Here is a 22,861-nt window from a genome sequence, read left to right as displayed (position 1 = left end):
GCCTCACAAATGAATGTGAGGCTTCCTTCTTTCATAATCTAATTTTGCAACACTCTTGATATCCTCCACTTCTGGCCTGTGCACTCCCACACTTCGGACATACTAAATATCTAGACTGATTTGTCAACAAACTACCTTTTTGAAAGAGTAAAACTTCTGCTTGTTTAAACGAACGCGAATAATATAACCACATAAAACCAATTATAGCAATAATGCCAAATAATACTCCCATCGCAAGCATTTCAGTCACCTCTTTTGGTTTGTTCTTTCCAGCAAGTGGATTGTTTTATTATTCTCTGTAAATTCTATTAATACCTTCTTTACTCCTATAAATATCAACTTTCTCTACAAATTTTACAATTCTCTACAACTATTCACTCCCGTTTTACACTTCATCATTTCCTTCACAATAACAAATATCATCTTCGATATTTCCGCATATAAATATATCTTCCAAAAAACATATTGACTTTCAAAAAAAAACATGCAACAATACTGTCAGAATACTTGAACTAAAATTCATTGACGAGAACGAGTACGTTATAGGACTGTTCCCCAGAGAGTTGGCGATTTGCTGAAAGCCAACGTTCAGTGCGTAGCCGAAAATCATCTCCGAGAAGTAGAACCGAATGTTACAGTAAGTTCTTACCGGCTGTCCCCCGTTACAAGGAACACGTATCATGTTGTACGTTGCAAAGCCGTATACATATAGATTTATTTCTACATGTATAAATTAGGGTGGTATCGCGGGTAAATATAACTCGTCCCTTTCTTTAGGGGCGAGTTTTTTGTGTTCTTACAAATGAATTTTAAAAAAGGAGGAAAAAAAACAATGAACACTGTATCAAAAAAACATATTTTTTTCACAGGTCTTATGCTATTTTCTTTATTTTTTGGGGCAGGTAATTTAATTTTCCCTCCCATGCTTGGACAAAATGCAGGTGAAAACTTTTGGCCTGCAATGATTGGATTTTTACTAACAGGAGTCGGCTTACCTTTATTAACTGTTATTGCAATTTCTTTATCAGGAAACGGTATGCAACAACTGGCAAGTCATGTTCACCCATTATTCGGAATTTTCTTTACCGTAGTTGTATATATTGCAATCGGTCCATCTATGGGGATTCCGCGCGTCGCTAACGTCGCCTACGAAATGGGTGTTAGTTCTTTCTTACCAGAAACAATTCGCTCTAGTAGCCTAACGTTATTTTTATACACAGTCATCTTCTTTGCTATCGTATTTTGGCTTAGTTTAAATCCATCTAAACTTGTTGACCGTATCGGAAATATATTAACACCTATTTTATTACTCTCTATTTTCTTATTGTTTGTTAAAAGTGTATTTACACCACTTGGGCAATCCGGACAAGCAATGCAAGAATATCAAACTTCCCCAATCTTCAAAGGTTTTATGGAAGGATATTTAACGATGGATACTATTTCAGCACTTGCATTTGGGATTATCGTTGTAAATGCCATTCGCTCTAAAGGTGTGAATGATCGTAAAACCATTGCCATTGCAACAGCAAAAGCAGGATTTATTGCTGCTACCGGACTCGTACTTGTATATGGCGCACTTGGCTGGCTCGGTGCGACTAGCGTCTCTCTCGGATACGCAAAAAATGGTGGACAGCTACTTACTGTTATCGTACAACAACTATTCGGTCCATATGGTCTTCTTCTATTGTCTCTTATCGTTACACTCGCTTGCTTAACGACATGCGTTGGACTCGTATCTGCATGCAGTCAATATTTCGCAACATTATTGACTACATTCTCATATAAAGCATTCGCGAGTATCATTTGCGCATTAGGGTTACTAGTTGCTAACTTAGGTTTAACAAAAATTATCGCCATCTCTGTTCCAATTCTACTTGTTGTATATCCAATTGCGATTGTACTCGTTCTCCTATCTTTACTACATAAATATTTCGGCGGTTATCGATCTGTTTATGTAGGTGCTTTATTCGGGGCAGCAGTTGTGAGCGTATTTGACGGATTAAAACAAGGCGGTATTCCAGTTTCATTTATCACACCCTATTTTGAATTTATCCCTTTATATAATGAAGGAATAGGCTGGCTAGTACCAGCATTAGCCGGAGCTCTTATCGGCCTTACTATCGCTAAGCTAAGCGGTGCGAAAAAAGTTGCCCTACTAACCGAATCCAGCGAAGCAAAAGCATCCTAAAAAAACTCCCGAAAGGGAGTTTTTTTACATTTGATAAGCAGTATGATTAAAACTGCTTATTTTATACGCTTTCGTATAATATTCAATATTTGTATCAACTGTCTCTACTTTGACAACATCATAGCAATCTTCTTGCTTTACTAAAAATAAATAATACTCTTCTGTCGCCTCAATAATTGCAATTTTATCTGTTTCAACATTATATTGTTCACAAAGCGCTTGTAATGCGTTCACATAGTCCCCTAATTTTTTAGACTTATCCATTCCGAATATAGTTTGAACTAACATATACATTCTCCCCTCTGTATGTACTGTTAACAGCTTAATGATAACGCTTACATTATTTATCGTCAATAAAAAGATGCAACGATTTTACTGCCAAATCCAAATTGATGCAAGCTAATAATCAGCGAGGAATCTCCCCCGCTGATTAAAATTTCACTTTCCCCCGCATTAACGGGCAGTAAGACTCCCCCCCTCAAAATTCAGCGAATACGAGGAAGGTAAGCGGGAGATAACTGCCCGTAAAAGCCCGATTGGTGAAGGCCAATAATCAGTAGGAATAACCCCCCACTGATTAAAGTTTCACTTTATCATTTCGTTAATTGATGTCTAAATGCATAAATAACCGCCTGTGTACGATCACTTACATTTAGCTTATTTAATATGTTACTCACATGTGTCTTTACTGTTTTGAGGGCAATAAATAACTCATCTGCAATCTCTTGATTACTTTTCCCCTCTGCAATTAATAACAAAATTTCAGACTCTCTTTCTGTTAACTCCTCATGTAAAGGTTGTTCTTTTTTCTGGCGCATACGAGACATCATTTTGCCAGTAACTTTCGGCTCTAATACCGTTTCTCCATCATAAGTAGCTCTTACAGCGTCTGCAATATCACTTGCTCGGGATGTTTTTAATAAATAACTTGTCGCTCCTGCCTCGATAACAGGATATAGCTTTTCATCATCTAAAAAGCTCGTTACAACTACAATTTTCGCTTCTGGCCATTCTTGAATAATAGCACGTGTCGCTTCAACCCCGTCCATTTCATCCATAACAAGATCCATTAAAATAATATCTGGTCTTAATTGCAACGCTAGCTCTGAACCTTTTCTTCCATTTTCAGCTTCACCAACTACTTCAATATCTGGCTGCGTTGATAAATATGCTGATACTCCCATTCGAACCATTTCATGATCATCAACTAGTAATACTTTTATCATGATTCTCCCCCTTTCTCAATCATAATTGGCACTTTCACTTCAATTTGCGTACCTTTTGCCGGAAAGCTAAGTACTTTTAATGTTCCACCAATTTCATGAACACGCTCTTGCATTGATCGTAAACCGTATGAACCCGCTTTATTCACTCCCACTTCAAAGCCAACACCGTCATCAATAATTTTTAAAATCGCATATTGATCTATTTTACGAAGACGTACTTCCGTTTTCTTTGCCTTCGCATGTCGTAACGTGTTTGATAGAGCTTCTTGTACAATACGGAATAAATGATCTTCTACACCTTTTTTTAATTCAATTGGCTCAATTAACCATTCAATTTTCATATGTTGCTTTCTAGACAGTTCTGTTAATAATTCTTCTATACCCTCTGTTAACTTCTTACCTTCTAACTGTACTGGGCGTAGATGTAAGAGCAATGCTCTCATTTCTGATTGTGCATTTACGACCATATTTTCAACAAGTTGTAATTGTTTTTTTGTCGTGTCTGGAATTTCAGCTACTTGTTCATTAATGGCTGACATCATCATCGACATTGCAAAAAGCTGCTGACTTACTGAATCATGCAGTTCCCTTGCTAATCTATGCCTTTCTTGAGAAATCGCCTCTTGCCTCATCTCTTCATTCCAATGGGCTCGTTCATTCGTTACTTTTTGAAATAATCCCGCTTGCTCCTCTAATCGACGAGCAAGGCCGATTACTTTTCGTTCCACTTCATGGAATTCATCATCCGCAGTAAATGAAACATCGTTCGGAAAATTCCCTCGTTCTACTTCAAATAGAAACGTATTTAATCCTTGTATACGCTGCTCAATATAATAGCCGATTGCATATCCTATAATCCCCCCGATAAGGAGACTTGTGCTCATAATAAACAAGCCAATTGGAACAGAAGCGATGGATTCTTCCCATAATAAATCATAAACTTGTTGCTCGCTTTTCCATACATACACAATTGTACAAATAAGTGCGATACTCACTGAGGATAACATCGAATAACGAATATACATCCACGAAATATTTTTTTGTTTTTTCATTATACTTTCCTCACTTCCGTATCACCTACTACAAGTGAAGAAATAATTTTTATACGACGAGGAGCTTCTTTATACTGTTCTGTTCTAAATGTAACATTACGATTAAAACCTGTTTCTTCATGCCCTGGCAGGAGTACTCGCCCAACAATTACAGAATGATTTAAAGACAATTCAATATCATACGGTACATATAAACGAATGTTACCAACGACACCTCGAATAACAATTACCGTTTCCCCCTCCGGAATCATAGCAGTTGTTAAATCAATCTCGACATCACAAGCACCATATTGGACGTTAATATCTTCAAGTTCATAAATATGATCCATCATTCGTACATTACCTACGAACATATTTTTTATATACGGTTCTGTACGATATATTTGTTTTTCTTCATCTATATATCCCTTTTCTTTAATTTCAACTTTCATTACTTTTTGCTGATGTCCTTGTTGAATCAGTTGATAACCAATTAAAGCTAAACAAGCAAATACGACAAGTACAAACGCTGCTGATGAAAATAAGAAGAATAAGAATACTATACCACCGACAAATAAAAATACATTCCCTCTTACGTAACGATTCTTCTTTCGATAATGTCTTCCAAACATAAGCATAATAAATGCAAAAATTAGACCACCTGGTTCAAAATGTCCAAGTATCATATCAAGAAATAGACCGAATCCAAATATGATGAGGAGCATCCCCATTAATTGTGTTTTTGAAAAGCGCTTCTTCATTTCAGCTCCCCCCTCCTTGTCACATATACATAGAAGAAAAGGCATTGCTTTCCAACACCTTTTCTCCTATCACTATATCATAAGCCTGTTTTATAATATACTACAATTATTTTGTTACTTCTTTCGTTAACGATACTTCATTTTTCTCTTTCATTTCACGCTCAAGCTTTGCAATTTTCATATCAAATGTATCACGCTCATGCTCTTCATTTATACGAAGCTCTATGTCACGAATGTGATCTTCAATTTCTTCGAATCGTAAGAACGGATTATTTTCATCCATTTTATGAATAGCAGTATTCATACGGCGGTTTGCATGCGCCATATTTTCACGAGCCATTAATTCCATACGCTTTGCGTTCATTTCTTTTAATTTATTTTTCATTTCTGAAAGACGACGCTCTAACTCATCAATTTGCTCTACAACACCAGCATACATTTCTTCTAAGCGAGTTACTTGCCCTTCATAATACGCCACTTCTTCTAATGCACGTTCATGCAGTTGTAATTCGCCTGCCTCTTGAGCAATGATAGCTTGCTTTGATCTTTTGTTAACAAAATAGCGTGCTTGCTCAAGCTCACGAGCGAAGTTAGATTTTAATGTTTTATGACGCTGAATTAACTTCTCAATTTTTGTTATTTCACGCTCACTATCGCGTAAATATTGGTTTAACATTGCAATTGGATTTTTTCTTTCTTTCTCATCTAACACATTATGAAAATCAGCTAAAATTGCATCGCGTACACGTCCGAATAAAGATTGTTTCATTATAAATCTTCCTCTCTTCTACTTTATTTATAATTTATTGTTTTATTGGTTTATTATTTTAGTTTTTCATTAATTTGTTCCACTCATCTTCAAAGTTGCTATATGGTTTAGAACTTTCTGAAGCTGAATCAACAACTACATCTTTTTCCTTTTTCCATTCACGGTATCCGTAGTACAAAACTACCAATGCAGCGATACCAATTAATGCTGGTGAATGAGAAAGTGCAATGGATAAACCGATTAAACCAACAATGCCCCAAGCTAGCTTTCCAAAAAATGATTTAGCTCGCACAAATGATTTATAGCTCCAGTACACAACTCCTGCTCCGATTGCGAATCCTACAATACCAGCAAGACTACCAAGAGCAATTAAAGCCAAAATACCGGCCGCGATAAACGCTAGAAATTGTTTCATCTTGTGCTTGCCTCCCTTCGATTTGATACTCTTATCTTAACTATTTTTTCATTTTTCCATAACGAGCTTAAGAACCGTTTTCAACTCAGACTTAAGACCGAGATACATTCAGCCTTCTGTAAAAAACATAAGGTAGAATAGGATGATTCACTCTTTTACCACACATAAAAAAAACGTGCAGAGAATATTCTCTGCACGGTTTCAATTACTAAAGTTATCATTCATATTAAATTATGCTGTTTTATGATACTCTTTTTTCTCCGCCACTTTCGAAAACTTCGGAAATCCAATCAAAATCGAAACAATTCCACATACCCCAACTAAAATTGGATAAAATGCATACGGTAACAGTTCAATCGGAGATAAAGCAGCAAACCCTGCCGCAGTTAACATTTGAGCACCATACGGAATTAATCCTTGCACACAACATGAGAAAAGGTCTAATACACTTGCTGATTTACGGGGATCAATTTCATATTGATCTGCAATGTTTTTCGCAAGCGGGCCTGTAAAGATAATTGAAATCGTATTATTCGCTGTACACATATTCGTCATACTCACTAAACCAGCAATACCGAACTCTGCGCCTTTTTTCGAACGAATATTACGCGTTAAAAGATTCATTAAATATTGAATCCCACCATTATATTGAATTAGTTCAACCATACCTCCGATTAAAATAGCAAGTAATACTAACTCCATCATACCGCCCATTCCAGTCGTTACACTTTTAAAGAAACTCTCCAACGTGTAACTTCCATCTATAAGACCGATAGCGCCAGATAATACAGTTCCACCAGTTAACACAATAAGTACATTCCAGCCAAGTAGCGCGGTAATAAGTACTCCTGCATACGGTAAAATCTTTATCCAATCAAAACTATGAGCTTTAACCTGCGTATCACTTCCTGAAGTAATTATTACTAATAGTACAATTGTAATAATAGCAGCTGGCAATACAATTAAAAAGTTCGTTTTAAACTTATCTTTCATTTCTGTTCCTTGCGAACGAACAGCTGCGATTGTTGTATCTGAAATAAATGATAAATTATCACCAAACATCGCTCCACCAACAACAGTAGCCATTGTAAGTGCAATTGAGATATCAGTTTGTCCACTAATACCTACAGCAATCGGTGCTAACGCTGCAATTGTTCCCATTGAAGTTCCCATCGCTAATGAAATAAACGCACCTATAACAAAAATTCCAGCTACGATAAATCCTGGTGGCAAAATAGTTAACGCTAAATTAACAGTTGAGTCTACTCCGCCCATTCCTTTTGCTGTTTCAGAAAATGCACCTGCAAGTACAAAAATTAATACCATAATCATAATATCCGGATTTCCTGCACCTTTAGCGAATCTTTCTACTTTCACATTAAAACTTTCTTTACGATTCATCACCAAAGCAATTCCTACAGCAATTGAAATCGCTACAAGTATCGGCAATTTATAGAAATCACCCGTAATAATTCCAGAACCAATAAATAGCGCTAAAAATATCCCAAGTGGTAATAAAGCTAAACCATTTCCTCTCGTTTCTTTCAAAGTACCATCTCTCCCTAGTTTCAACCTTTTTTCTAATGAATAACAAAAGACCTCTTCCAACGAGAAGAGGTCTTATACATCTATAAGGAACGCTCTTCTCATCTTTCAAGCACATGCTTGCTGGATTTGGCACAGCACTCTAAAATCGAGTCCGCTGCCGAGGCATCGTAGGGCCAGTCCCTCCGCCTCTCTTTATAAGAAGGTTTCATATTTATTTTTTAATAATAATTTCTTCCCTAACTTTACTCGCTTACAAAACAAAAGTCAATTATTTTTTGTATAGATTTTTTTGGTAATTATACAAAAATATGAATACACCCATCATTTTAACTTTTCGATTTCTTTATCTAATATTGAAATCCAATAAAATTCACTATTGTTTATCGCTTCCATGATCCATTTCGTTGTTTGCCAGGCTAATTCATATTCTTCCTTTGTAACATCACTATTTTTATAAGCGTCCTCTAACTCATCTTCATCCAATACATACATCTTACCACTCGGCAATAGCACTACATCTAAATATAAATCATCAAAATACGGTAAACCCCGGTCGTCTATTTCGTATTCTTTCGTCACATCAATATAATATTGTACTAAATTCCCCTTATTATCTAACATAGCTGTAATCGCAAAGTTTTTCCCTTTTATGAAATACTGAATCCACGTATACTCATTACCTGCGATACAAATTTCTTTACCATCATATTCTTTATAACTAGGTTCTCTCACCTTTTTTATGTCCAGTATTCCTAGCATGCCCTCTTCTACTTGCTTAACCATATAATCCTTCTCTATTAGTCGCTTCCACGAAGAACCGTCACCATATTTACGTTTCATTACGCCCGCTCCTCTTCTATATATAGAAAAGCTCCCACATATATTATGTGAGAGCTTGTTCATATTATAATTAAGCTGCTTGACCCTTCTCAGATATCTCTTTTAAATAGGCTTGTCCTTTTTCAGCGTCATATTGACCTTCCCACTTAGACATAACTACAGCTGCTAAAGAGTTACCTACAACGTTAACTGCTGTACGAGCCATATCTAGAATACGGTCAATACCTGCAATAAAGGCTAAACCTTCTGCTGGAATACCTACTGTACCAAGCGTTGCTAATAATACAACGAATGATACGCCCGGTACACCTGCGATACCTTTTGATGTAACCATTAATACAAGTAATAATGTAATTTGTTGAGAAATAGATAAATCAATACCGTACATTTGTGCTAAGAAAATAGCCGCAATTGCTTGATATAAAGTTGATCCATCTAAGTTAAATGAATAACCTGTCGGAATAACGAAAGATGTAATTGCTTTCGGACAACCGAACTTTTCCATTTTCTCCATGATTTTCGGTAAAACTGTTTCTGAACTTGCTGTAGAATACGCTAAGATCAGCTCGTCTTTTAAAATCTTAAAGAATTGGAAAATGTTAATTCCAAATATTTTCGCTGTAAGTCCTAAGACAACTACAACGAAGAAGATCATCGCTCCGTATACTACAATTAGTAATTTCCCTAACGGAATTAATGAAGCTAAACCGAATGTAGAAACTGTAACACCAATTAATGCGAATACACCAAATGGTGCAAACTTCATAACTTGGTTCGTTACGTAAAACATTGCGTCTGCTACACCTTGGAAAAATTGTAGAACTGGTTTACCACGTTCACCAATTGCTGCTACACCTAAACCAAATAATACAGAGAAGAAAATAATAGCAAGCATATCACCATCAGCTAATGATTTCATAATGTTCGTCGGAACAATATTTACAAACGTATCCGCAAACGAATGACTTTGTACTTGCTCTGTCGTATGTGTATATTTAGAAATATCTGTTTTTGTTAACTTATCCATATCAACGCCTTTTCCAGGTTGGAAAATGTTCGCTATTAATAGACCCACTACAATTGCAAGTGTTGTAATAATTTCAAAGTAAATAATTGTTTTTCCGCCTAGTCGACCTAACTTCTTAACATCGCCAACACCAGCAACCCCAACAACAATACTTGCTACAACAATCGGTACAACGATCATTTTAATTAATCGGATGAAAACATCACCAATTGGTTGTAAGTACTTCGCAACTGCTGGATTATCAAAGAAAATCGCACCAACTGCAATACCTAACGCAAGACCTATTAATATTTGCCATGCAAGTCCTATTCTTTTCATATTTGTTGTAACCCCCTCTTCGATGTATCACTCTATCCCTCATTCTATCTCTATAAAACTAAGAAATTAAGAGTATTATATATTATTCGACAATTCACTACATTTTGTCCCTGTTAAAAATCATAAATCAAAAAATTAAATCTGACAACAAAATAACTTTTCCCGAACGCAAATAATTTTCTTGACAAAAATAAAACCCATGTCAGAAAACCTAACATGAGAACGATTCCTTACTAGTGTTTAATTGACTCTCTACATAATTTTTCGCTATATACAACAATTCTGTTTATTCCTTTATTTTATAAAAATACCAAAATATACCTTTATTTCATATATAAAAAAATATAACTATCATGACAATTACTGTTGAAAAATGATAAATTCCGACAAAACTTAGCAATTTTATAAAATTTTCTTTACATTATGATTACAACGATAGACACACTTCTTCTTATGATATATAACATTCATAGGGAAAGGAGCCAGACAACCATGAAAAAGAAATTTGCAGCGTTTAGTGTTTTAGCAGCAGGAACGATTTTTGCTTCCCCATTACTTTCACCCGTATACGCTGAAACAAATCAAGATAAATTATCGAATATACAATCAGAATTAGACGGCAAACAAAATGACTTACAAAATAAATCAGCTGAGAAAGAACAAATAGAAAAAGAAATCCAAGAATTACAGAAAAAAATCGACGAATTAACTACTTCTATTAATAAAAACGAGGCTGAATTAAACGATACAAAAAAAGAAATTAGCAAAACACAACAAGTAATTGCTGACAAAAAGAAACATATAGAACAATTACAAACAAACATAGATACACGTCAGGAAGTTATTAAACAACGATTACAATCTATGCAAGAAAAACCACGTACAAACATCATTACAGAGGTATTAACAAACTCTGCAAACATTGCTGACCTTATTGATAATATGTACTCCGTCAGTTTAATTTTAAACAATGATACAGATATTGTGAAAAAACAAACAACTGATCAAAATGCTGTGACGACAGAAAAAGAGGCTGTTGAGAAAAAAGAACAACAACTAAAAGAGGCCGAACAAAAATTAATCCAAAAACAACAAGAGCTACAAACAAACCAGCAACAGCAACAATCATTTATTAATGATCTACATACAAAAGTAGCAAAAGTAGATTCAGAGATTGAAGGACTAGAAGAATCAAAAGGCATTTTAGAAAATCAGCGTCAAGCTGTTCAAAAAGCAATTGAAGAAGAAAAACGTGCAGAAGAGGCTCGTAAAGCCGAGGAAGCCCGCAAGGCAGAAGAAGCTAAACAAGCTACTACATCTGCTCAAAAAGCTCAAGCAGCTTCACCGCCACACGATACAAATACTGGCGGCTTTATTAAACCAGCAGCTGGATCAAAAACTTCTGGGTTTGGTACACGTTCTTTAGATAACCATAAAGGTATCGATATTGCCGCTTCGGGAACGGTTCCAATTATTGCTGCTGCAGATGGTGTAGTTATCCGCTCGGAATTCTCATCTAGTTACGGAAATGTTGTGTACTTATCTCACCGTATAAACGGAAAGACATACACGACAGTATATGCACATATGAGTAGCCGTTCTGTATCAAATGGACAAACTGTAAAACAAGGCACTCAACTTGGATTCATGGGGAATACTGGCCAATCATATGGGCAACATTTACACTTCGAACTTCACCTTGGAGAATGGAATGTCGGCAAGACAAACGCAGTTGATCCATCTTCATATATCGGATTATAAAAAACTCGGTGCATACCGAGTTTTTTCTTTACACTTCACACACTATAGGCATTCTACATAGACTATAACTAAATGCCTATTGGTTACGGGGTGATCAAAGATGGATACACAATTACAACAAAAAATAGAAGAAGCTAGAGAAACGTATATTGGCCGGTTATTTACATTTGGCGGCTCAGCATTGTTTTTAATCGGTTCTTTCATCGCAGTTGTCACAGCTTATAAAGCATATAATCGCTTATTAAATACTCCTGCAACATAATAAAAAGACGGAGGAATCTCCGTCTTTTTATTATGCAAACATTTTAAATACACCTATCGCATTTAAAAATACGATAATTACAGTTACTGGAATAACATAACGAAGCAAGAAGAACCAAATGTTAAATAACGTCTTCCCTTTCGTTTCCGTAACTTCTAATTCTTTCATTAATAACTCTTTACTCATTTTATTTGGTACAAATAGCGAAATAGCTAGTACCCCTAGCGGCAGCAAAACATTACTTACCGAGAAGTCGACGAAATCAAAGAATGTTTTCCCAAATATTTTCACATCACTCATAATTCCAAACGATAATGCTGACGGAATTCCAACTGCAAAAATAAGAATACCAATTAATAATGATGCTGAAGGACGCTTCTTTTCATTACCTTTCGCAACAGATGCTACTACAATTTCAAGCATTGAAATTGCTGATGTTAAAGTCGCAAAGAAGAATAAAATTAAAAACATAATAAAGAAAAATTGTCCAAATGGTATTTTTGCAAATACGGCTGGAAGGACGATAAACAGTAATCCCGGTCCTTCCGTCGGTTTAACTCCTAATGCGAAAATCGCTGGGAAAATCGCTAATCCCGCAAGTACTGTAACGAAAACAGTTAAACTTACAATAGATGTTGCTGATTTCGCTAAATGTTCTTCTTTCTTTAAATACGAACTATACGTTACCATTACCGAGGCACCTACTGTTAGTGAGAAGAAAGATTGTCCCATCGCATATAAAATCGTATCTGCTGTAAGCTTTGAAAAGTCAGGTTTTAAGAAGAACTCTACTCCAGCAAAAGCACCATCAAGTGTCAACGCACGAATAATAATCGCGATAAATAAAATAAATAATAATGGCATCATATACTTACTTGCCTTTTCTATACCTTTCTCTACACCTTTACTTACGACAAAAATAGTACAAAGCATAAAGATAAATTGCGCTCCAATCGCACTTACTGGATTTGAAATCGCCTCACCAAACACACTCGCATAATCGACAACACCATTCCAGAAACTACCTGTAACACTGTAGTATAAATACAGTAAAATCCATCCACCTACAACACTATAGAAAGAGAGTACACTAAAACATGTTACAACTCCCATACGACCAATCCAAGGATATACTTTACTATTTGGCACTAATACTTTATACGCTGTAACTGCCTCTTTTTGTGTACTACGACCAATAACAAATTCTGCTAGTAATAGCGGCATCCCAATAAATAAAGTTAATAGTAAGAAGACTAGGAAGAATGCGCCTCCCCCGCCATTACCTGCAACATATGGAAATTTCCATATCGCACCAAGACCTACTGCTGCTCCGGCTGCTGCGAGTACAAAGCCTATTTTCGACGTCCATTGCTGTGTTTCTTTCATCATAAATTCCCCTTTTCTGAATATTTAAACTTTTAATAATTATACACTTTCATTTCATACTCGCACACCTCCTTTAGAAAATAAAAAAGTCCCCTACACGCAAATATGCATGTAGAGGACGATATATGTAATGTAAATACCGTGGTACCACCTCAATTGGACTGATAAATCCCACTTGTTCAAGTACAGGAATAATTCCGATACTCTATCCTTTTAACGGCGGAACCCGGGTTGCCTACTACAATGTTCAACATACCTCTCGCAAGCCCATTCTGTATATTTTATCGTACCGGGCTCACACCTTACCCCAGCTCTCTGAACGCATCAAATATACGTACTCTTCTTGCTCATCGATTTCATCTATTGAAGTTACTTGTGATTATAAATTATATTTTTATACTTGTAAAGCGCTATTTACTTTTTATCTCTTTAGAACTCTCTCCTCTAATTCTTGTAAAAACTGTTCTCTTTTTCCCTCATTTTGCACATATGCTGATTTCAATACTTCTTGTAGTAATATATGCCGTTCTTTCTTTTCTAACTGTAAGTCTTTTAACTTCACCCTTACTTCATATAAAAAATCTAAATATATTTCGTATGTTTCATCGTATTTATTCGCGATATCATCTCGAATTTTTTTTGCGAGTTTTGGACTTGCTCCTCCGGTAGAAACCGCTATATTAAGTAACCCACGATGAATCGCTGCCGGAAAGTGAACATTGCCACTTTCCGGGTTCGTAATAACATTTACCAATTGATTCTTTGCAGCATCTTCAGCAACTTGTTCATTTAATATAGAATCACTACTCGCCGCAACAACTAAAAAAGCATCTTTAATATCACTTTTTTCATACTCTCTTTGATACCAACGAATTTTCTTCTCCTCCACAAGTTTCACTAAATTTACATCTAATTCTGGACTTACTACTACTATATCCGCACCTTGTTTGAGTAAAGGAATTATTTTAAATCCGGCAACTTTTCCTCCACCAATGACAACAACCCGTTTCTTATTAACTTGCACTGTAAGTGGATACATATGAATCTCCCTTCAATAACTCCTTCGTTTTCTGAATTAACATATCTTGAACCACTTCATTTTTTCCTAAATACGGACTTATTTTTATCTCATCCAACTCATATTGACGCACTTCTTTCTCAATATGTTTCATAAGTAAGCCTGTAAATAACAAATAAGGTAATACAATAATACACCCTTCTTTTCGCTCTACAACTTCCTTTAATTTCTCCTCAAATTTCGGCTCCGCAGCTGCTAAAAAACAAACTTCTACTTTAGCAATTTTTTCTTCTGCTTGAAATAAAGTAGCGATCCGATTTATATCTTGTAAAGTTTCAGGATCGCTACTACCCCTTGCAACGAGTAAAAGTGTTACTTCATCTTTATATTCTTCAATACCACTTCCGTTATATACCGACTTTATAAGCGTCTCTGATACACCAAACGGATTACCATACGTCACTTTAATATTAGGGTATTGATTATTTAACTTTTGTAATTCAAAAGGAATATCATTCTTCACATGGCCTGCTGCTAATAAGAAAACAGGAATAGCAATAATCTCTGTCGCACCACGCTTCGCACATGTACGAAATCCTTCTTCAATAGAAGGATTCGCCAGCTCTAAAAAACAAACTTCTTGAATAGCCGCTTCTATACGGCTCATACATGTCGTAATAAATTGAATTGCCTCTTCTTTCGCTGCCCTCAAACGACTTCCATGACATATATATAAGATGGCTTTCATTTTATAACACTCCGCTTACTTGATAAGTCTGTTCCGTTTGTTTTTCAAACCAATGAATTTTCTCTCTAAAACGGACAACTTCTCCAATTACAATCATACTCGGATTTTGAATTTGTTCTTTTCTCGCAACATCTACAATTGTCCCTAACGTCCCGACAACTGTACGCTGCATAGACGTCGTTCCCCGTTCAATAATAGCAGCAGGTGTACCTTTATCTTTTCCATGCTTCATAAGTTGTTCGCATATGTAGGGCAAATTACTAACTCCCATATATACTGCCAAGGTCTCTACACCTTTCGCTAAATTTTCCCACTTCACTTCCTCTTCAGCACCTTCTTTTCTATGCCCTGTCACAACCGCAAAACTCGCACTTGCATCACGATGCGTCACCGGAATACCAGCATAAGCAGGTGCAGCTATTCCAGCTGAAATTCCAGGAACGATTTCAAATGGTACACCCTGCTTTGCTAACGCTTCAGCTTCTTCCCCCCCTCTACCAAATACAAATGGATCACCGCCCTTTAACCTCGTTACAACTTTTCCTTTTTTCGCATATTTAATAAGAAATGTGTTAATTGTCTCTTGCTTCATCGTGTGATAATTCGGGAGTTTCCCGCAATAAATTAAATCCGCTTCAGGCTTTGCATATGAAAGCAATTCTTTATTCACGAGACGGTCATATAAAATAACATCTGCCTTCTCAATACATTTCAATCCTTTAACAGTAATTAAATCCGGATCGCCAGGACCCGCTCCAACTATATACACCTTCCCCATCATCTCTCCTCATTTCTACTATTAAAATGAAACTTCCATCCTTATGCATGAATGGAAGTTAGTATACGTTCGTATTTCAATGTTATTTACTCATGAACAACAAATGCCGCACCTTTTCGAATCTTCTTTTTTTCAAATAAGGAGATTTCCTTTACTTCTGGCAACGGTAAAAAATGCTTTTCAAGCTCAATCTCCGCAAGCTTAAATGCCTGCTCTTCACTTTGAGCAACAACAACAATCGGAACGATATTATTCGCTAACACAGCTTCAAATCGATATAATTCCATATTGCCCCTCCTAAGACGCTATTACTTCTTCTAACACGTTATTTAAAGCTATTTGCAATGTATCTACACCGATACGTCCGACAAAATCATAAAATGTTTCGGCAGGTAACTTATTCTCTTTAAAATAACTTATAAATGATGCGAGTACATCCGGTAAATCCTCGCCATCTATTTTCCCTTTTAACTTTTGATTATAGGCACCGCCATCTAACAACGTTCCACCTACATATATTTCAAATGCTTCAACAATCCCTTTTTCCTTCGTTTTCATTTTTACCCCTTGTAATCCGATGTCAGCAATTTGACGTTGACCACATGAATTTGGGCATCCTACCATATGAATTCGAACTGGAACATCAAGTGCAATTTCTGTATCTAAGTATTCTGCAATTTTCCGTAATCTTTCTTTCGTTTCTACTAGAGCAAGATTGCAATATTCAATACCAGTACATGAAACCGCATGACCAATAAATGATTTCGGACTTGCAGATATCGCTTCAAACAACGGTTCACTTAATAAACCCGTTACATTTTCTGGTGGAACATTCGGAATGATGAAGTTTTGTGAGTTACACGTACGAATTTGTCCATTTCCATACTGCTTTGCAATTCTTGCAATCTCAAACATTTCTTTTGCATGTAAACGACCTACCGGCACATTAAAACCGACATATTTTAATCCATCTTGTTTTTGATCTTGAACACCATAAAAATAGCCTGCATTCCATCCTTTAAGTGCACTTTCTCCTTTACTTTGCAATGGTCCTGTATACTCTATTAGTTTCTCTTTAAATTTCTCTGCTCCCCAGTCTGCAACAAGAAATTTCAAACGAGCTAAATGACGTTTCTCGCGATATCCAAAATCACGGAATATAGTAGCAATCCCAATTGCTACCGCCTTCACTTCTTCTGGTAAAACGAACACATCTAATTCATCAGCTAAATATGGACGGGCTGATAATCCACCGCCTACTTTTATATGAAAACCAACTTTTTTCTCACCATCTATTTCTTTCGTAGCAGGTGTAAATGCAACACAGTTAATCTCTGCGTTTGCCGAGTTATAAACGTTAGAACTAATAGACATTTTAAATTTACGTGGTAAGTTAGAAAACTCTTCATTATGTTGGAAATAGTCATATACCTCCTTCACAATATGCGTTGTATCAAACAGTTCATTCGCATCAATTCCTGCAAGTGGATTACCTGTAATATTACGTGTTATATCACCACACGCCCCTGCTGAAGATAACCCAACTCTTGCTAATCTTTTAAAAATATCTGGCATTTGCTGAATTTCTAACCAGTGAAACTGAATCGCCTGTCTTGTCGTAATATCTATTACATCACGTCCATAATCCTCAGCGATAGAAGCAAGCACTTCCGCCTGCGCATTTGTAATAATCCCTGAAGGAATATTTACACGCATCATAAAATAGCCAGCTTCTTTCGGTCTTTGCAAATACAATCCTGCCCATTTAAATGCGTCCCACTCTTCTTTCGGAATAGATTCGAATCCATTTTCCGCATAGTAAGGAATATCATTAAAAATTTCCAAACCATCTTTTGCTAATTTATTTTTCTCAGTCTGATTTAATTTTTCATTATTAGCCCATACTTTTTCATAACTCATTTTTAAATCCCCCTATATAAAGTGAAACTTTAATCAACCCTCACCAATCGGGCATTTACAGCCTGCTCCAGCCGAATTTTGAGGTGGGCGTTTTACTTCCCAGCAAACAACGGGACAAAACTACGCTCTTGTAAGTACTTCACGATTTGTTCTGCACATTCTTCAATAGAATACTTGTGCGTTTCTACAATTAATTCCGCTCGATCTGGTTCCTCATACGGTGAATCAATACCTGTAAAATCTTTAATATCACCTTGTCTCGCTTTTTTGTATAACCCTTTTGGATCACGTTTTTCACACTCTTCAATTGGACATTTTACAAACACTTCTATAAACTCATCTGCCGCTAATAGATCCCTAACTTGTTTTCGATCTACTCGAAATGGTGAAATGAACGCTGTAAGAACAACAGTACCTTGATCTACAAATAGCTTCGCCACTTCGCCAATACGCCTTATATTCTCCATACGATCACTTTCAGAAAAACCTAAGTCTTTATTTAAACCATGGCGAATATTATCCCCATCTAACACATAATTTCCAATATTCTTTTCAAATAGTTTACGAGCAACCGCATTCGCTACTGTAGATTTACCCGAAGCTGATAAACCAGTAAACCAAATTACAAAACTATGATGCCCATTCTTCACTCTTCTCTCATTTTTCGAAACAGAAGCTGTGTGCCAAGTAATATTCGTATCCATCTCGTTCTCTCCCTATTCTGTTACTACTTCTTTTTTCAAACCTTTAATTAACACTTCCACTACTTCTTTACGACTAAATGTACTTGGCGGAATCTCACCATTTCTTAACATTTCTCTTACTTTTGTACCTGATAAAATGACACGGTCCTCTTTTCCATGCGGACACGTTTTCGTTGAAGCCATCGCTTCACATCTCGTACAGTAAAAGCTATGTTCAAAAAATAGCGGCGTAATCCCTAACTCTTCCACTGTAAAGTTCGTAAAGATTTCCTGCGCTTCGTATGTTCCGTAATAGTCTCCTACCCCAGCATGATCACGTCCTACAATAAAGTGGGTACACCCAAAATTCTTTCTTACCAATGCATGAAATATCGCTTCCCTTGGTCCTGCGTAGCGCATCGCTGCAGGAAATACACCTAAAAAGACACGATTTTTCGGATAATAGTTTTGAAGCAACACTTCGTAGCTTTCCATCCTTACATCAGCAGGAATATCATCTGACTTTGTTTCCCCAACGAGCGGATTTAAAAAGAGACCATCTACAATTTCAAGAGCAGATTTTTGAATATACTCATGGGCACGATGTACCGGATTTCTCGTTTGAAATCCAACTACTGTTTTCCAGCCACGTTTTTTAAATTCTTCTCTCGTTTCAATTGGGTCTAAATGATAAGAAGGAAATTGCTTATTTTCCAAGCGTTTTATAAGCGTAATAGCTCCTCCAACATAAACATCTGGTCGTTCATATAATTTTTTCACGCCTGGATGAGCCTCATCCGTCGTTTTATATACAAGTAAAGCTTCTTTTTCTTTATCAGGTGCAAAAATATCTTCTATTTGAATGACACCATATATATTTCTGTCATTAACAAGTTTTACTTCCTCTCCAGCTTTCAGTCCCTCTGCTACTTCTTCTGTTACTGGCAATGTAATCGGTATACTCCATACGTTTCCATCTGCTAAACGAAGCGTTTCTACGACCGAATCATAGTCTTTTTTCCCTAAAAAACCAGTAAGCGGACTATATCCCCCTGTCGCTAGCAGTTCTAAATCACTTAATGCAATGTTGTCTAATTCAATTTCTTTTTCAATTTGTGATACGTCGTATGTCTCATCTACACGGTTTATTAATTCGTTTCTTGTAGTCATTTTCTATATCCCCTCTTAGCTTTATTTCAAGATACATCTTATTGGTAATGAAGACCGCATTCGGTTTTCATTTTCCCGGTCCACCTACCATCTCTTGAATCACCACCGGCACCTACAGGTAACGTACACTTCTCACACCCGATACTTGGATATCCAATATCATGTAATGGGTTGTATGGCAAGTTATGTTTGTATACATATCGCCATACTTCTTTCCACGTCCAATGAATAAGCGGACAAACTTTAATAGATTGAAAACGATGATCTTGATTTATAAACTTTGTATGCTTACGCGTTTCTGATTGTTCCCTTCTTAAGCCCGATATCCACGCTTTTTCCTCTGTAAGTGATTTTTCTAACGGCAAAATCTTCCTAATCTTACAACAGAGATTCGGATTGCTTTCCCATAGTTTCTCACCGTGCAACTTCGCTTGTTCATCGAGTGTAAGTTCCGGCTGTTTTTCTATAATATTTAATGAAGGAAATCGTTCTCTTACTTTTTGAATTAATTCATACGTTTCTTGAAAATGAACATTTGTATCCAAAAATACAACTTTAGCAGATGGATTTACTTGGTTTATAAGATGCAGTAAAACCATGCCTTCCACTCCGAAGCTACACGCGTATACAATTTCATCTTTATATTCTTTATAAGCCCAACTTAATACGGATAGCGCGCCTTTCGTTTCATCTTCCTCTGAAAATGAAACACGATTTTCTTCCCACGTTTCATACGTCAACATGTTTTTTCCCCCTGTAAAAGCAAAAAGACGGTTTTAATCTATTAAAATAGATTAAAACCGCCTCTAGTTTTTCTAGTCAGCGCTTTTCACTTTAAACGTACTTTTTCACTTTTCTCTAATTGAATTACTTTTCCATCTTGCACCACAATTGTAATTGAACCATATTTCATATCAGCAAGCATCGCTTGAATTTTCTCAGATACTTCATCAAAATGTTCCCGTACGCTCACGCGAACAGCCCCCCTTTTTATTCATAAAAAAAATCTTTCCCATTTCGAAAAGACTGTTCGGTAATATATTTTACCTTATCTTTCAAAATGGATTCCATTTTGCTGGATTTAGCACCTTGCTTTCTATAAGCAGGTTGCCGAGCTTCTTCGGGCCAGTTCCCTCCGCTTCTCTTGATAAGCTTTGTATTTGTATTTTATCACAATTCTGATTTTTTTCAATCCTAGTTTTCCGATATATTTTAATTATTTTATTTTATCCCGCTATTTGCGGGCAATACCCCCCACTGATTATAGTTTCACTTTATAAAAAAGGAATTGCCCATTCGAACAACTCCTTTTCCTTATTTAAACAAGCTCTTTAATACGTATGCGATCGTTCCCAATAATATTTTCGTACGTTTCACGTTCCACAACAATTTGCGATGTGCCACCTTTCGCAAAGACGACGGCTGGTCTCCGAATTCGATTATAATTATTCGCCATCGAGTACCCATATGCTCCCGTACAAGAAATTGCTAGTAAATCAGAAGAAGCAACTTTCGGTAGATTAATATCCCAAATTAGCATATCTCCACTCTCACAGCATTTCCCAGCAATTGAAACGAGTTCCTCATTCTCATCATTTCCTCGATTCGCTAACATCGCTTCGTAACGAGCGCTATATAAAGCCGGTCTTAAGTTATCTGTCATTCCACCATCGACGGATACATATTTCCGAATGCCAGGAATTTCTTTCACAGATCCAACTGTATAAATTGTCGTTCCCGCATCACCTACAATACTACGACCTGGTTCAACCCATATTTCTGGCAATGGATATTCACATACTGTAAATTGTTCTCTCACTGCACTTGTTACAGCTCGCACATATGTCTCAAGAGTTAATGGTGTATCTGACTCTGTATAGCGTATTCCAAATCCTCCGCCTACATTTAATACTTTTACTACATAGTTCGTTTGCTCTCTCACCTCTTCTAAAAATTTACGAAGAACTTCAATCGCTCGAACAAAACCAGCCGTTTCAAATATTTGTGATCCGATATGTGAATGAATCCCTAACACATTATAATTTGATTTTTGTAAAGCAAGCCCAATTGCCTGCATCGCTTGACCATTTGAAACGCCAAATCCAAATTTTGAATCCTCTTGGCCTGTCGTAATATATTCATGTGTGTGCGCCTCTACTCCAGGCGTTACACGAATTAATATGTTTACAAATTTCCCATGTTGCATTGCTAAATCGTGTAAAACTTCTAATTCCAAGAAATTATCTACTACAAAACAACCGATATTCGCCTGAAGAGCCATCACTATCTCTTCTTCTGTTTTATTGTTTCCATGAAAATGAATACGTGATGCTGGAAATCCTGCTTGGAGCGCAGTATATAATTCCCCACCCGAAACAACATCTAATGACATGTTCTCTTCACGAGCTACTCGGCACATCTCCATGCACAAGAACGCCTTGCTTGCATATGCTACTTGATAAGAGAAACCACTTTCTTTAAAAGCACGATGAAACGCACGACATTTCCCTCGAATAGACTCTTCATCGTATACATAAAGTGGTGTTCCGTATTGTTTTGCTAGCTGCGTCGTATCGCACCCTCCAATTTCTAAGTGTCCTTGCCCATTGATTCGGCTTGTGCCGTGTAAATACATTTGAATTCCTCCCTTATTTCCTCTAAAACTCATAACCCCAATCTTCTATTCATTGCAGCACGCTTTTAGATAGACAAAAAACGCGCGGAACAATGTTCACACGCGTTTCTTATTAGGAAAAATATATATTGAAAAAATAAACAAGTTGTTATCTTCTCAAAATAAGAAACCGCATCAACATCTCCAAATAGCTCTCCATAAAATAAATCTTATGACAGTACTACATTTATTCAATGCAGTCCCAATATATGAATAAGGTGGTTATTCTTATATTTCGGCAATAGTCCCTTTCAACCCATGGTCACAGATTCCACTAAATCTCCCATAGCTTACTCTTTCCTATCGCGGCCTCTACCTTTGAGAGTAGATGAGGTAAG

24 protein-coding genes, 3 riboswitches and 2 other annotated features are annotated in these 22,861 nt (G+C 36.5%); of the genes, 3 read left to right on the top strand and 21 right to left on the bottom strand.

Features of this window, described 5'->3' with window-relative positions; translation table 11 throughout:
- Window positions 1-31: 31 nt before the first annotated feature.
- The gene (locus MHH42_RS07190; RefSeq protein WP_000880630.1) at window positions 32-241 is read right to left on the bottom strand and encodes a hypothetical protein; all 210 of its coding nucleotides are present in this window, start codon (window positions 239-241) and stop codon (window positions 32-34) included.
- Window positions 242-513: 272 nt separating this feature from the next.
- Window positions 514-772, top strand: a binding site (T-box leader).
- A 60-nt stretch (window positions 773-832) separates the two neighbouring features.
- Between MHH42_RS07190 and brnQ3 the strand changes: the two genes are divergently transcribed.
- Complete coding sequence (gene brnQ3 / locus MHH42_RS07185; protein ID WP_097854686.1) at window positions 833-2,188, top strand: branched-chain amino acid transport system II carrier protein BrnQ3; 1,356 nt, start codon at window positions 833-835, stop codon at window positions 2,186-2,188.
- A gap of 24 nt (window positions 2,189-2,212) precedes the next feature.
- On the opposite strand, the gene MHH42_RS07180 is transcribed toward brnQ3, so the two are convergent.
- The 9 genes from MHH42_RS07180 to gltP form a co-directional block, all read right to left on the bottom strand.
- On the bottom strand, window positions 2,213-2,551 hold the full coding sequence (locus MHH42_RS07180; protein WP_131202359.1) for a DUF3922 domain-containing protein: 339 nt from the start codon (window positions 2,549-2,551) through the stop codon (window positions 2,213-2,215).
- Between the two features lie 230 nt (window positions 2,552-2,781).
- Entirely contained in the window at window positions 2,782-3,414 is a 633-nt protein-coding gene (locus MHH42_RS07175) for a response regulator (RefSeq protein ID WP_000598709.1), read from the bottom strand.
- A complete protein-coding gene (locus tag MHH42_RS07170) occupies window positions 3,411-4,466 on the bottom strand; it encodes a sensor histidine kinase (protein ID WP_000744314.1) in 1,056 nt (351 codons plus the stop codon). The genes MHH42_RS07175 and MHH42_RS07170 overlap by 4 nt, the downstream gene beginning before the upstream one ends.
- The gene (gene liaF, locus MHH42_RS07165) at window positions 4,466-5,206 is read right to left on the bottom strand and encodes a cell wall-active antibiotics response protein LiaF (RefSeq protein WP_000745642.1); all 741 of its coding nucleotides are present in this window, start codon (window positions 5,204-5,206) and stop codon (window positions 4,466-4,468) included. Before liaF ends, MHH42_RS07170 begins: the two co-directional genes overlap by 1 nt.
- 106 nt (window positions 5,207-5,312) lie before the next feature.
- Entirely contained in the window at window positions 5,313-5,975 is a 663-nt protein-coding gene (locus MHH42_RS07160; protein ID WP_000814140.1) for a PspA/IM30 family protein, read from the bottom strand.
- Window positions 5,976-6,033: 58 nt separating this feature from the next.
- A complete protein-coding gene (locus MHH42_RS07155) occupies window positions 6,034-6,390 on the bottom strand; it encodes a lmo0954 family membrane protein (RefSeq protein WP_000808637.1) in 357 nt (118 codons plus the stop codon).
- A 231-nt stretch (window positions 6,391-6,621) separates the two neighbouring features.
- A complete protein-coding gene (locus MHH42_RS07150) occupies window positions 6,622-7,938 on the bottom strand; it encodes a Na+/H+ antiporter NhaC family protein (protein ID WP_000665472.1) in 1,317 nt (438 codons plus the stop codon).
- Window positions 7,939-8,033: 95 nt separating this feature from the next.
- Window positions 8,034-8,139, bottom strand: a riboswitch (SAM riboswitch).
- Between the two features lie 120 nt (window positions 8,140-8,259).
- Window positions 8,260-8,778 carry a DUF402 domain-containing protein gene (locus MHH42_RS07145; protein WP_070172924.1) on the bottom strand — a complete coding sequence of 173 codons (519 nt, stop codon included), beginning with the start codon at window positions 8,776-8,778 and terminating at the stop codon, window positions 8,260-8,262.
- Between the two features lie 70 nt (window positions 8,779-8,848).
- A complete protein-coding gene (gene gltP, locus MHH42_RS07140) occupies window positions 8,849-10,123 on the bottom strand; it encodes a glutamate/aspartate:proton symporter GltP (protein ID WP_000821124.1) in 1,275 nt (424 codons plus the stop codon).
- Between the two features lie 492 nt (window positions 10,124-10,615).
- On the opposite strand from gltP, the gene MHH42_RS07135 reads away from it, so the two are divergent.
- The gene (locus MHH42_RS07135) at window positions 10,616-11,884 is read left to right on the top strand and encodes a murein hydrolase activator EnvC family protein (protein ID WP_070172923.1); all 1,269 of its coding nucleotides are present in this window, start codon (window positions 10,616-10,618) and stop codon (window positions 11,882-11,884) included.
- A gap of 100 nt (window positions 11,885-11,984) precedes the next feature.
- Complete coding sequence (locus MHH42_RS07130) at window positions 11,985-12,146, top strand: hypothetical protein (protein ID WP_000380941.1); 162 nt, start codon at window positions 11,985-11,987, stop codon at window positions 12,144-12,146.
- 30 nt (window positions 12,147-12,176) lie between these two features.
- Here MHH42_RS07130 and MHH42_RS07125 read toward each other — a convergent pair whose 3' ends face one another.
- From MHH42_RS07125 to lysA, 11 genes are all read right to left on the bottom strand, one after another.
- Window positions 12,177-13,532, bottom strand: coding sequence for a sodium-dependent transporter (locus tag MHH42_RS07125; protein WP_000665454.1), 1,356 nt, complete (start codon window positions 13,530-13,532; stop codon window positions 12,177-12,179).
- A 111-nt stretch (window positions 13,533-13,643) separates the two neighbouring features.
- Window positions 13,644-13,892, bottom strand: a binding site (T-box leader).
- 61 nt (window positions 13,893-13,953) lie between these two features.
- Entirely contained in the window at window positions 13,954-14,571 is a 618-nt protein-coding gene (locus MHH42_RS07120; RefSeq protein WP_000283323.1) for an NAD(P)-binding protein, read from the bottom strand.
- Window positions 14,546-15,298 (bottom strand): sirohydrochlorin chelatase, encoded by a 753-nt coding sequence (locus MHH42_RS07115; protein ID WP_000644376.1) that lies wholly within the window; start codon window positions 15,296-15,298, stop codon window positions 14,546-14,548. The genes MHH42_RS07120 and MHH42_RS07115 overlap by 26 nt, the downstream gene beginning before the upstream one ends.
- Before the next feature lies 1 nt (window position 15,299).
- The gene (gene cobA, locus MHH42_RS07110; protein WP_000521277.1) at window positions 15,300-16,076 is read right to left on the bottom strand and encodes a uroporphyrinogen-III C-methyltransferase; all 777 of its coding nucleotides are present in this window, start codon (window positions 16,074-16,076) and stop codon (window positions 15,300-15,302) included.
- An 86-nt stretch (window positions 16,077-16,162) separates the two neighbouring features.
- Window positions 16,163-16,363 carry a DUF3906 family protein gene (locus MHH42_RS07105; protein ID WP_000424930.1) on the bottom strand — a complete coding sequence of 67 codons (201 nt, stop codon included), beginning with the start codon at window positions 16,361-16,363 and terminating at the stop codon, window positions 16,163-16,165.
- A 10-nt stretch (window positions 16,364-16,373) separates the two neighbouring features.
- Window positions 16,374-17,996 (bottom strand): nitrite/sulfite reductase, encoded by a 1,623-nt coding sequence (locus tag MHH42_RS07100; RefSeq protein WP_000119600.1) that lies wholly within the window; start codon window positions 17,994-17,996, stop codon window positions 16,374-16,376.
- 92 nt (window positions 17,997-18,088) lie between these two features.
- Window positions 18,089-18,700, bottom strand: a complete 612-nt coding sequence (gene cysC, locus MHH42_RS07095; RefSeq protein WP_000380522.1) for an adenylyl-sulfate kinase — start codon at window positions 18,698-18,700, stop codon at window positions 18,089-18,091.
- 12 nt (window positions 18,701-18,712) lie between these two features.
- Window positions 18,713-19,849 (bottom strand): sulfate adenylyltransferase, encoded by a 1,137-nt coding sequence (gene sat, locus MHH42_RS07090; RefSeq protein WP_340893059.1) that lies wholly within the window; start codon window positions 19,847-19,849, stop codon window positions 18,713-18,715.
- Window positions 19,850-19,887: 38 nt separating this feature from the next.
- Entirely contained in the window at window positions 19,888-20,592 is a 705-nt protein-coding gene (locus tag MHH42_RS07085; protein WP_000959007.1) for a phosphoadenylyl-sulfate reductase, read from the bottom strand.
- A gap of 86 nt (window positions 20,593-20,678) precedes the next feature.
- Window positions 20,679-20,822: a YezD family protein gene (locus MHH42_RS07080; protein ID WP_000116159.1), complete on the bottom strand. Its 144-nt coding sequence runs from the start codon at window positions 20,820-20,822 to the stop codon at window positions 20,679-20,681.
- Between the two features lie 72 nt (window positions 20,823-20,894).
- A riboswitch (SAM riboswitch) is annotated at window positions 20,895-21,003 on the bottom strand.
- Window positions 21,004-21,167: 164 nt separating this feature from the next.
- Window positions 21,168-22,484, bottom strand: coding sequence for a diaminopimelate decarboxylase (gene lysA / locus MHH42_RS07075; RefSeq protein ID WP_000280670.1), 1,317 nt, complete (start codon window positions 22,482-22,484; stop codon window positions 21,168-21,170).
- Window positions 22,485-22,664: 180 nt separating this feature from the next.
- Window positions 22,665-22,846, bottom strand: a riboswitch (Lysine riboswitch).
- Window positions 22,847-22,861: the final 15 nt, after the last annotated feature.

Source organism: Bacillus sp. FSL L8-0099, from assembly GCF_038006385.1.
GTDB lineage: Bacteria > Bacillota > Bacilli > Bacillales > Bacillaceae_G > Bacillus_A > Bacillus_A toyonensis.
The sequence above is the reverse complement of the archived record's forward strand: the minus strand, read 5'-3'. Positions and strand labels throughout refer to the sequence as shown.